At 64.6% G+C, this 11,456-nt stretch carries 10 protein-coding genes; 2 read left to right on the forward strand and 8 right to left on the reverse strand.

Annotated elements, in window-relative coordinates; genetic code table 11:
- Positions 1-21: 21 nt before the first annotated feature.
- The 5 genes from ACJA3S_RS24445 to ACJA3S_RS24465 all read right to left on the reverse strand — a co-directional run bounded on the left by ACJA3S_RS24445 (position 22) and on the right by ACJA3S_RS24465 (position 7,179).
- Positions 22-1,047, reverse strand: coding sequence for a putative 2-aminoethylphosphonate ABC transporter substrate-binding protein (locus tag ACJA3S_RS24445; RefSeq protein WP_406820285.1), 1,026 nt, complete (start codon positions 1,045-1,047; stop codon positions 22-24).
- Between the two features lie 18 nt (positions 1,048-1,065).
- On the reverse strand, positions 1,066-2,790 hold the full coding sequence (locus tag ACJA3S_RS24450) for a putative 2-aminoethylphosphonate ABC transporter permease subunit (protein ID WP_406820286.1): 1,725 nt from the start codon (positions 2,788-2,790) through the stop codon (positions 1,066-1,068).
- 1 nt (position 2,791) lies between these two features.
- Positions 2,792-3,850: a putative 2-aminoethylphosphonate ABC transporter ATP-binding protein gene (locus ACJA3S_RS24455; protein ID WP_406820287.1), complete on the reverse strand. Its 1,059-nt coding sequence runs from the start codon at positions 3,848-3,850 to the stop codon at positions 2,792-2,794.
- Between the two features lie 235 nt (positions 3,851-4,085).
- Positions 4,086-4,955: a LysR family transcriptional regulator gene (locus tag ACJA3S_RS24460; protein WP_406820288.1), complete on the reverse strand. Its 870-nt coding sequence runs from the start codon at positions 4,953-4,955 to the stop codon at positions 4,086-4,088.
- Between the two features lie 10 nt (positions 4,956-4,965).
- Entirely contained in the window at positions 4,966-7,179 is a 2,214-nt protein-coding gene (locus ACJA3S_RS24465; protein ID WP_406820289.1) for a heavy metal translocating P-type ATPase, read from the reverse strand.
- 83 nt (positions 7,180-7,262) lie between these two features.
- On the opposite strand from ACJA3S_RS24465, the gene cadR reads away from it, so the two are divergent.
- Complete coding sequence (cadR, locus tag ACJA3S_RS24470) at positions 7,263-7,706, forward strand: cadmium resistance transcriptional regulator CadR (RefSeq protein WP_406820290.1); 444 nt, start codon at positions 7,263-7,265, stop codon at positions 7,704-7,706.
- 120 nt (positions 7,707-7,826) lie between these two features.
- Here cadR and ACJA3S_RS24475 read toward each other — a convergent pair whose 3' ends face one another.
- The 3 genes from ACJA3S_RS24475 to ACJA3S_RS24485 are packed head-to-tail and all read right to left on the reverse strand — an operon-like array spanning position 7,827 to position 10,455.
- Positions 7,827-8,798 (reverse strand): thymidylate synthase, encoded by a 972-nt coding sequence (locus tag ACJA3S_RS24475; RefSeq protein ID WP_406820291.1) that lies wholly within the window; start codon positions 8,796-8,798, stop codon positions 7,827-7,829.
- Positions 8,799-8,849: 51 nt separating this feature from the next.
- Positions 8,850-9,656 (reverse strand): prolipoprotein diacylglyceryl transferase, encoded by an 807-nt coding sequence (gene lgt / locus ACJA3S_RS24480; protein WP_170033507.1) that lies wholly within the window; start codon positions 9,654-9,656, stop codon positions 8,850-8,852.
- Between the two features lie 16 nt (positions 9,657-9,672).
- Complete coding sequence (locus ACJA3S_RS24485) at positions 9,673-10,455, reverse strand: sulfite exporter TauE/SafE family protein (RefSeq protein ID WP_170033509.1); 783 nt, start codon at positions 10,453-10,455, stop codon at positions 9,673-9,675.
- 130 nt (positions 10,456-10,585) lie between these two features.
- Here ACJA3S_RS24485 and ACJA3S_RS24490 point away from each other — a divergent pair, with 130 nt between their 5' ends.
- The gene (locus ACJA3S_RS24490; protein ID WP_406820292.1) at positions 10,586-11,332 is read left to right on the forward strand and encodes an NRDE family protein; all 747 of its coding nucleotides are present in this window, start codon (positions 10,586-10,588) and stop codon (positions 11,330-11,332) included.
- Positions 11,333-11,456 lie beyond the last annotated feature (124 nt).

The following is an 11,456-nucleotide window of genomic DNA, read 5'->3' on the forward strand; positions in this document are numbered from 1 at the left end:
CCGCGAAGGGGCCGGTGCAGGTTACTGCTGGGCCACCTTCTCCGACTTGCCGTCATAGCGCTTGCGCCACTCGGCCAGGATCTGGTCACGGTTCTTCGAGGCCCAGGCAAAGTCGTTCTTGATCAGGCGCTGCTCATAGTCCGCCGGCAGTTCGGTCTGCGGCTTGGCGATACCCGGCGCGGCCAGCACGGCGAAGTTCTCCTTGTACAGCTGCATGGCCGCCGGGCTGGCCGAGAAATCAGCCAGGCGCCTGGCCGCATCCGCCTTCGGCGAGCCCTTGATCACTGCGGTCGCCTCGATCTCCCAGCCCAGCCCTTCCTTCGGCAGCACGATGTCCAGCGGCGCGCCCTGGCGTTTGAGCTGCACGGCCGGGTACTCGAACGAGATGCCAATCGGGAACTCGCCCGCCGCCGCCAGCTTGCACGGTTTGGACCCGGAATGAACGTATTGGCCGATGTTCTCGTGCAAGGCATCCATGTAGGCCCAGCCCTGCGGCTCGCCAAAGGTCTGCAACCAGGCACTGACATCCAGGAAGCCGGTGCCGGACGAGGCCGGGTTGGGCATGACGATCTTGCCCTTGTACTCGGGCTTGGTCAGGTCCTGCCAGCTGACCGGCTTGCTCAGGCCCTGCTTCTCGGCCTCGATGGTATTGAAGCAGAGAGTGGCAGCCCACACGTCCATGCCGACCCAGGCTGGCGGGTTGGCAGCATCGCGATAGTTGGTGGCGATCTTGTCCAGGTCCTTGGGTGCATAGGCTTCAAGCATGCCGTTGTGGTCGAGGACGGCCAGGCTCGATGCCGCCAGGCCCCATACGGCGTCAGCTTGCGGGCGATCTTTCTCGGCCAGCAGCTTGGCAGTGATGATGCCAGTGGAGTCACGGACCCACTTGATCTCGATGTCCGGGTTGGCCTGTTCGAAGGCCTGCTTGTAGCTCTTCAACTGTTCGGCTTCCAGCGCGGTGTAGACCGTCAACTGGGTGGCCGCGGCCGAAGCCTGCAGGCTGAACACGGCGGAGACAGCAGCGGCAAGTGCAAGGTGCTTGTGCATGGGTAGGTTCCTTACAGGTCAGACGGTCGCGGCGCGTTGGCGCCAGGCTTGGGAGCGGCGCAGCAGGCCGCGTGAGGCTGCGGCCAGCAACAGTGAAGCGCCAGCACTGGTCAGCAGGATCAGCGTGGACATCGCGGCGGCACCGCCGACGTTGCCGGCGTCGTCCATGTTCAGCACGGCGACGGCAGCCAGGATGGTGTCGGGGCTGTACAGGAAGATCGCTGCCGATACGGTGGTCATCGCCGAGACGAACAGGTAGCGGATGATATCCAGCAGCGCCGGCAGGCAGATCGGCACGGTCACCCGCAGGAAGTGCCGGTACAGCGGAGCCTTGAGTGACAGCGCGGCGGCCTCGAACTCGCCGTCGAGCTGGCGCAGCGCGGTGGTCGCGGTCATCTGTGCAGTGGTCAGGTAATGGGCAATGGTGCACACCACCAACAGCCCCATGCCGCCATAGAACACGTGCAGGGGGTTGCCGTTCAGGTTGAAGAAGAACACGTAGCCCAGGCCCAGCACCAGGCCCGGCACCGCCATGGGGATGAAGCTGAGCAAGCGCAGCGCCTGGTTGAGCAGGCGTTGGCCCTGGGTCTTCTCCATCAGGTAGGCACCGGTGAAGATCACCAGGCTGCCGATCAGCGCAGTGCCGATGGCCATGGTCACGCTGTTGCGATAGGCCAGCCAACCGCCTCCGGCGGTGTCCTCGAACATGTAGTGACGCAGCGACAACGACAGGTTGTAGGGCCAGAAGGTAACCAGCGACGAATACACCGCCATGCCAATCACCAGCAGCAACGCCGCACACACCAGCAGCACGATGGCCAGGAAGCAGGCATCGCGGGCCCGCGACGGCTTTGCCTCGAACACCTGGGCACGACCGCTCATGGCCTCGCCCTGGCGCCGGCGCAGCCAGGCGTCGACGGAAAAGCTCAACAGCGCCGGCACCAGCAGCACCATGCCGATCAACGCACCACGGCCAAACTGTTGCTGGCCGACCACGGCCTTGTAGGCTTCCAGCGCCAGCACCTGGTAATCACCGCCAACCACGACAGGTACGCCAAAGTCGGTGATGGTCAGGGTGAACACCAGGCAGAACGCCGCGAACACTGCCTGGCGCGTGGCCGGCCAGGTGATGCTGACAAAGGCCCGCCACGGCCCGGCGCCCATGCTGGATGCGGCGTCGAACAGGCGTGCATCGGCCAGCGAGAGGGCCGACAGCAGGATCATCAGCGCATGTGGGAAGGTGTAGATGGCTTCGCCCAGCACAATGCCCCAGAAGCCATAGATATTGTCGCTGAGCAACCCGCGCAGAAGCCCCTGGTTGCCGAACAGGTAGACCAGGGCAATGGCCGGCAGCATCGACGGCGCGAGCAGCGGTAACAGGGAAATGCCCCGCCACAGGCCCTTGGCCGGGATCAGCGTGCGTTGCAACGCATACGCGAACAGATAGGCCAGTGGCACCACGATGGCCGCGACGGTGAAAGCGACCGCCAGGCTATTGCCCAGCAACCAGTGGAAGTTGGCACTGGCGAACAGCTCGCCTGCCGCCACCAGGCCGCCACCCTGGCCCGCTTCGGCGCTGAAGCCACGCCAGAAGATTGCCAGCAGCGGCATCAGCACCGCCAGCAGCAGCAGGATCAGCAGCAGGCTCTTGCCGCCGACGACGAACAGCCGGTCACCCCGGGCAACACCTGCACACGGTGTAGCTTGAGCCTTAGGCAACGGCAGGGACATTGGCGCGGCCATCTCAGGCAAACACCTGCAGGCGCTGTGGCGGCAGCGCTACCCAGATATCCTGCGAGCCCAGCCGTGGCATGGCCTCGGGGGCCAGTTCGGCCAGCAGCGCATGGCCTGGCAGGGCCTTGAGCTCGAAGCGCATGCGGCAGCGGTTACCAAGAAAGGTGATCTCGCGGATCAACGCCGGGAACAGGTTGTCTTCGGCTACCGGCGGGTTGACCGCGATCGCCTCCGGGCGGCAGAACAGCCGGCCACTGCTGGCTTGGGCCGCACCCGGCGCCAGGCGCATGTTCATGCCACCCACCTGGGCATGGCTGTCGCCGCTGCGCTGGAACGGCAACCAGTTACCCTGGCCGACAAATTCGGCAACGAATGGCGTGGTGGGCTGGTCGTAGATTGCCTGCGGGGTGGCGTACTGCTCGACCCGGCCGTGGTTCATCACCGCAATGCGGTCGGCCATCAGCATGGCTTCGTCCTGGTTGTGGGTGACCATCAGCGTGGTGATGCCCAGCTGGCGTTGCAACTGGCGCAATTCGCTGCACAGGTGCTCACGCACCCGGGCATCCAGCGCCGACATCGGCTCGTCGAGCAGCAGCAGAGAGGGCGACGGCGCCAGCGCGCGGGCCAGGGCCACACGCTGTTGCTGCCCACCGGAGAGCTGGCCAGGGTACTTTTTCTCGCTACCGACCAGGCCTACCAGTTCGAGCATCTCGGCTACCCGCTGGCGGGCCTGATCGCGGCCGCTGCCGGCCAGCCCGTAGGCAATGTTGGCTTCGACGGTCAGGTTGGGGAACAACGCGTAGGACTGGAACAGGATGCCGTAGTCCCGGGCCTGGGGTGGCAGCGCGGAGACATCGCGCTCGCCGATGAACAGCGTGCCGCTGTCCTGGTGCTCCAGGCCGGCGATGCAGCGCAGCAGGGTGGTCTTGCCACAGCCGGACGGGCCCAGCAGGCACACCAGCTCGCCGGCGTTGATGTCCAGCGAGACATCGTTGAGCGCGGTGAAGGCACCGAAGCGCTTGTGGATGTTGCGCACTTTCATCGGTGCGCCGGAGGTGGTGGGGGTCATGGCAGGGCCTCATCGAAGAGATGGGGCCATGCTAGGAAGGCTATGCGAAGGTTGTGTGGCTTCAGGGCAAAAGCCGCTGATAGTGGTATAGGCAGATTTTTGTAGGAGCGGCCTTGTGTCGCGAAAGGGCTGCGAAGCAGCCCCAGCATTTTTTGCGGTGAAGCTGAAATCCCGGGGCTGCCTTGCAGCCCTTTCGCGACACAAGGCCGCGCCTACAGGCTGTGCTGGTCTCGAATCAGAAACGCGAACCCGCCACCTCTTGTGCCACCCCCAGGAAAGCGGCCGGCAACCTGGCCTGGCGCCGTTCTTTCAGGCAATACAGGTACTCGTGCATCACCGGCGCGTTTTCCAGCGCCAGCACCCGCAGTTCGGGGTTGTGCGGCACTTCGTGCCGGGCAATCACGCTGATGCCGATATTGCGCAACACCGCTTCGCGGATCGACTCACGGCTGCCGATTTCCAGTAACGTCCCGGCCGCCACCCCGGCTTCCCGCATCATCTGCTCGGTCAGCTTGCGCGTGGTCGAGCCTTTCTCGCGCAGCAGCAGGCAATGCCCGGCCAGCGCCTCGATCGAAACCGCCTGGTGATGGGCCAGCGGATGGTTGCGGTGCACCGCCACCACCAACGGATCGCTACCCAGCACGCGCCGCACCAGCCGCGTATCCTCCACCAGCTGCGACGAAGCGGCGATATCCACCCGGTACTCCTCGAGCATCTCCAGCACCTGCTGCGAGTTGCCGATCTCCACTGCCACCTCCACCTGCGGCAGGCGTTCACGGTAGATCTTCACCAGGTCGAGAATGTAGTAGGGCGCCGTGGCCGCAATGCGCAAGCTGCCCTGGGCCTGGCCGCTGTTACGCAGTTCGAACTCGATGTCGGCCTCCTGCTGCAACAGCGCCTTGACCATCGGCAGCAGGCGCCCGCCCTCTTCGCTCAGCACCAGGCGCCGCCCGCCGCGGTAGAACAGCTCCACCGCGTACTGGCTTTCCAGGTTACGAATTTGCGTGGTCACCGTGGGCTGGCTGAGCCCGAGCTTCTTCGCCGCCAAAGTGATGCTGCCCAGGCGGGCCACCATGTAGAAGGCTTTGAGCTCCGAACTCAGCATGCACGTCCTCTTATTTGCGCAACAGGCGCAAGCCGTTGAACACCACCAGCAGGCTGACGCCCATGTCGGCGAACACGGCCATCCACATGGTGGCCATGCCAGCAAAGGTGATCGCCAGGAATACTGCCTTGATACCCAACGCCAGAACGATGTTCTGCATGAGGATCGCCGCACTTTGCCGCGACAGCCTGACGAAGGCCGGGATTTTCCGCAAGTCGTCGTCCATCAGCGCAACGTCGGCGGTTTCGATGGCGGTGTCGGTACCGGCCGCCGCCATGGCAAAACCGATCTCGGCACGGGCCAGCGCCGGCGCATCGTTGATGCCGTCGCCGACCATGCCCACCCGGTGGCCCTGGGCGTACAACGTTTCGATGCTCTGCAGCTTGTCGCCGGGCAGCAGGTTGCCTTCGGCGCGGTCGATGCCGACCACGGCAGCGATGGCCTGGGCGGTATGCGGATTGTCCCCAGTCAACATGACCGTCTTGATGCCCAATTCATGCAGCTCGGCGATGGCCTGGCGGCTGCTGTCCTTGACCGTGTCGGCCACGGCGAACAAGGCCAGCGGGCCGGAGCGATCGAGCAGCAGCACCACCGTCTTGCCCTGACGCTCCAGCGCATCCAGCTGGGCCTCCAGTTGCGGCGAGCACAACCCCAACTCTTCGACCAGGCGGTGGTTACCCAGGTGATAGACCTCGCCGGCGATGGTACCCCGTACGCCACGGCCGGCCAGGGCCGCGAAATCTTCGACCTCGGCCAGGGCCAGGCCTTGTTGCCTGCCGAACTGCGCGATGGCGCGCGACACCGGGTGGTCCGAACGCTCGCCCAGGCTTGCGGCCAGGGCCTGGGCACGGCCTTCGAACAGCGGCTCCAGTACCTTGGCATCAGTCTGCACGGGCTTGCCATGGGTGATGGTGCCGGTCTTGTCCAGCGCCAGGAAGTCCAGATGGCGGCCGCCCTCGAGGTACACGCCGCCCTTGATCAGGATGCCTTTGCGTGCGGCGGCGGCCAGGCCGCTGACGATGGTCACCGGGGTTGAAATCACCAAGGCACACGGGCAGGCCACCACCAGCAGCACCAGGGCGCGATAGACCCAGTCGGACCAGCCGCCCGCCAGGAACAGCGGCGGTATTACCGCCACGGCCAATGCAATGGCGAACACCGCCGGGGTGTAGATGCGCGAGAAGCGGTCGACGAAACGCTGGGTCGGCGCCCGCGCGCCCTGGGCTTCCTCGACCGCCTTGATGATCCGCGCCAGGGTCGATTGCCCGGCAGCGGCGGTGACGCGAAACTCCAGCGCCCCCGCCTGGTTGATGGTGCCGGCGAACAGCTTGTCGCCAACCGCCTTTTCCACCGGCAGGCTTTCGCCGGTGATCGGCGCCTGATCGACGCTGGACTGCCCATTGGTCACTTCGCCATCCAAGCCGATGCGCTCGCCGGGGCGTACCCGCACCAAGGCACCGATGGCCACCTCGCGCACCTCCGTTTCGTGCCATTGGCCATCGGCCTGGCGCACGGTGGCCATGTCCGGGGCGAGCTGCATCAGGCCGCCGATGGCATTGCGTGCCCGGTCCAATGAGCGGGCTTCGATCAGTTCGGCGACGGTGAACAGCACCATCACCATGGCGGCTTCCGGCCACTGGCCGATCAGCACGGCACCGGTCACGGCAATGCTCATCAACGCGTTGATATTGAGGTTGCGGTTCTTCAGGGCGATCCAGCCTTTCTTGTACGTACCCAGGCCACAGCCCAGGATTGCCGCCAGCGCCAATGCTGCCACCAGCCATTCCGGTGCCAGCGCCCAGAAGTGCACGATTTCGGCGGCGAGCGCGGCAACGCCCGACAATGCCAGCGGCCACCAGCGGGCCTTGGCCGATTGAGGCGCGCTGCGGGTGCCTTCATCTGCTTTGCCAAGCGGCTCGGCTTTCATGCCCAGGCTGCCGATGGCCTGCTCGATTTCGGCAGTGCCGTTCAGGGTGTGATGTACGCCGAGTATGCGATTTATCAGGTTGAATTCCAGCTGCTCGATGCCCGCCAGCTTGCCCAGCTTGTCCTGGATCAGCGTTTGCTCGGTGGGGCAGTCCATGGCCTCGATGCGGAAACGGCTGAGCTGGGCGTGGCTGCTGGCCTGCGCGCTGACCTGCACCTTGGCAGGTGCGGCGGAGGCTTCACAGCAGCTGTGGGCGTGGTGGTGATGCTTATGTTCGTGGCTGACAGGCTGGTTCATGAGTGCGTCCTTGATTTGCGCCTGTTGCCAAGTGAACACCCTGTAGCCACTATAGGGTCAAGCCATTTGCTGGAGATTGGGTGATGAAAATCGGAGAACTGGCCAAGGCCACCGATTGCGCTGTGGAAACCATCCGCTACTACGAGCGTGAACAGTTGCTGCCAGAGCCGGCGCGTAGCGACGGTAACTACCGGCTGTATACCCAGGCCCATGTCGAACGGCTGACCTTCATCCGCAACTGCCGCACCCTGGACATGACTCTGGATGAAATCCGCAGCCTGCTACGCCTGCGCGACAGCCCCGACGATTCGTGCGGCAGCGTCAATGCGCTGATCGACGAGCATATCGATCATGTGCAGGCACGCATCGATGGGTTGGTGGCGCTGCAGGAACAGCTTGTGGAGCTACGGCGGCGCTGCAATGCACAGGGGGCTGAGTGCGCGATCTTGCAGCAACTGGAAACGAACGGGGCGGTATCGGTGCCGGATACCGAGCATTCGCATGTGGGGCGTAGTCACGGGCATTGAGCCCAAAAAGCTTCGCGGGCACGCCCGCTCCCACAGGTACAGCGCAGCCTTCAGGTGCGGCGCGGTCCCTGTGGGAGCGGGCGTGCCCGCGAATAGGCCAGTTCAGGCAATAGCGATCAGTCAGACCGCCATCGGCGCCGTCATCGGCGCATGGTGCTCATACCCTTCCAGCCAGAAATCGCTGGGCTCGATCTTCTCCAGCCACTCCGGCTCATACTTGCCAGTCTCGGCAAACGCCGGCACGCGGTCGCTGATCACCAGCTTCGGCGCTGCCAGCGGCTCGCGCTTGAGCTGCTCGTTGAGCATGTCCAGGTGGTTTTCATACACATGGGCATCGCCGATGAAGTAGGTGAACCAACGTGGGGTGTAGCCGGTCAGGCGGCCGAACAGCGACAGCAGCGCCGCGCCTTCGGTGAGGTTGAACGGGGTACCCAGGCCCAGGTCGTTGGAGCGGATGTAGAGGGTCAGGGAAATTTCCCGGGTCTCCACGTTCGGGTGGAACTGATAAAGCAGGTGGCATGGCGGCAGCGCCATTTCGTCCAGCTGCGCGCAGTTCCAGCCGTGGAACAGGATGCGCCGGCTGCCCGGGTCGTTGGCGATGGTATCCAGGCACTGACGCACCTGGTCGATGGCCTTGTACAGGATGACGAAGGCGACCCCGTCCTCCTCGTCCTGGGCAATGCGGCGGAAGCCTGCCTGCTCGGCCATCTCGATGGCCGCCGGGTTGCTCAGCGGGATGCGCTTGTAGCCCGGCCACTGGCGCCACTGCACGCCGTAGATCTCGCCCAGGTCGTCCTGGCCCTGGCGGAACGGGTTGGCCAGCCACTGGGCGTTTTCGTTGGCATTCTGGTCCCACACCTTGCAGCCCAGTTCACGGAATTCACCGGCGTTTTTCACAGCGCGCAGGAAACCGACCATTTCGCCGATCGCCGACTTGAACGCCAACTTGCGCGTGGTGATGGCCGGGAAGCCCTTCTGCAAGTCGAAACGCAGCATGGCGCCCGGCAGGCTGATGGTGCGGATGCCGGTGCGGTTGCCCTGCAGCGTGCCGTTTTCGATGACGTCGCGGACCAGGTCCAGATACTGTTTCATGGCTTACCTGTAGCAAGAACGGCAGGAGGATCGCCCCTGCCGTGGGATTAATCAGGCGGGTTTCGCCGTGGGCTTGCGATTATAAGCCCACCAGATCAGGCCGAGGCCAGCCAGGATCATCGGCACGCACAGAATCTGACCCATGGTCAGCCAGCCCCAGGCCAGGTAGCCGAGCTGGGCATCCGGTACGCGGACGAATTCGACGATGAAGCGGAAGATGCCGTAGAACAACGCGAACATGCCCGACACCGCCATGGTTGGCCGCGGCTTGCGCGAGAACAGCCAGAGGATGACGAACAGCGCCACGCCCTCGAGGGCGAACTGGTACAGCTGCGACGGGTGCCGTGGCAGCTGCGCCGGGTCGCTGAACGGCGGGAAGATCATCGCCCACGGCACATCGGTCGGCTTGCCCCACAGCTCGGCGTTGATGAAGTTGCCGATACGCCCGGCGCCCAGGCCGATCGGCACCAGCGGGGCGACGAAGTCCATCAGCTCGAAGAACGACTTGTTGTTGCGCTTGCCAAACCACAGGGCCGCCAGCATCACGCCGATGAAGCCGCCGTGGAACGACATGCCGCCTTTCCAGACCTCGAAGATCAATGTCGGGTTGGCCAGGTAGGCGTGCAGGTCGTAGAACAGCACATAGCCCAGCCGGCCACCGACGATCACCCCCATCGACAGCCAGAACACCAGGTCGGAGAGCTTTTCGCGTGTCCAGGTGGGGTCGAAGCGGTTCAGCCGGCGCGAGGCGAGCAGCCAGGCACCACCTATGCCGACCAGGTACATCAGGCCGTACCAATGGATTTTCAGCGGCCCGATGGCTACGGCCACGGGATCTATCTGCGGGTAAGGCAGCATGGAACTTCCTCTCGGTTCAAATCAGAAAGCTGAGCCCGACGCAGAACAGCAAGGCTGCGAACAGGCGCTTCAACAAACGTGGCGACAACTTGTGCGCCAGGCGCGCGCCGAAGCGGGCGAAAAACATGCTGGTCACGGCAATGCCGACCAGCGCCGGCAGGTACACGTAACCCAGGCTATGAGCCGGCAGGTGCGCCTCATTCCAGCCCAGCAGCATGAAACTCAGGGCACTGGCCACGGCAATCGGCAGGCCGCAGGCCGAGGACGTGGCCACCGCCTGCTGCATGGGCAGGCTGCGCCAGGTCAGGAACGGCACGGTCAGCGAACCACCGCCAATGCCGAAAATGGCCGAGGCCCAGCCGATCACCCCACCGGCACCGACCAGCGCGGGTTTGCCGGGGATGCCACGGCTGGCCTTGGGCTTGAGGTCCAGAGCCATCTGGGCGGCGATGACCAGGGCGAACACGCCAATGATCTTCTGCAGCAGCGGCCCTTGGATCAGCGAGGCGGTCTTGGCGCCGATACCGGCGCCGATGAGAATGCCCAGGGTCATCCAGGCGAAGATCGGCCATTGCACCGCGCCTTTGCGGTGATGTTCGAGCACGGCGTTGATCGAGGTGAAGACGATGGTTGCCAGCGATGTGCCGACCGCCAGATGAGTCAGCACCGAGGCATCGAACCCCTGCAAGGTGAAGCTGAACACCAGCACCGGCACGATGATGATGCCGCCACCCACACCGAACAACCCGGCCAGCACACCGGCACAGGCGCCCAACACCAGATAGAGCACGAATTCCATTCGTCTTCCCCCAAGAAACAATCCGGCATGGTAACGGAAGCCGGGCTCGGCGCTCTAGTGAAGTCTGTGTCAGGGTGGATCGGCCCCACCGCTGTGGGTACAGTGGCAAAAACACACAGAGGCTCGAACGATGTGCCTGATCGTATTCGCCTGGCGACCAGGGCATGCCCTGCCATTGGTGGTGGCGGCCAACCGCGACGAGTTCTATGCGCGCCCTACCCAGGCCCTGGCAGCCTGGGAAGACGCACCAGGGGTGTATGCCGGGCGCGACCTGGAGGCCGGCGGAACCTGGTTGGGGGTGGGTCCGCAAGGGCGTTTCGCGGCGCTGACCAATATCCGCGACCCACGGCAACCGTTGGGTCCACGCTCACGCGGCGAGCTGGTAGCCGCCTACCTGCAGGGTGAGCTGGGGGTCGAGGCCTATCTGCATCAGGTGGCCAGCCGTAGTGATCAGTATTCGGGGTTCAACCTGTTGGTGGGCGATGGCCGACAGCTTGGCTACCTGCATGCGCGAGAGGCCGCACCGCGCTTGCTCGAGGCCGGGGTGTACGGGTTATCCAATGCCGGGCTGGATACGCCATGGCCGAAGCTGGTGAAGGCGCGCAGCGGGCTGCAGGGTTTGCTGGAGACGGCAGACCCGCAGCGGTTGCTGGCCTTGCTGGCCGATGCCGAACCTGCGCCGGAAGGCGAGTTGCCGGAGACCGGGGTGGGATTGGCGACCGAGAAACTGCTGTCGAGTGTGTTCATTGCCAGCCAGAACTATGGCACGCGGGCGAGTACCGTGCTGTTAGTCGATGATCAGGGCAGAAGACGGCTGGTTGAGCGCAGTTTCGGGCCGCTTGGGGGGCACCTGGGGGAAGTTGATCTTATGGTTTGAGGGCCAAGGGGGCTGCTTTGCAGCCCTTTCGCGACACGAGGCCGCTCCTACAAGGGGGCGCGTATCCCTGGGCAATTGCATGCTCTGCAGGAGCGGCCCTGTGTCGCGAAAGGGCCGCCAAGCG

This window comes from Pseudomonas sp. KnCO4, from assembly GCF_045344305.1.
GTDB lineage: Bacteria > Pseudomonadota > Gammaproteobacteria > Pseudomonadales > Pseudomonadaceae > Aquipseudomonas > Aquipseudomonas anuradhapurensis.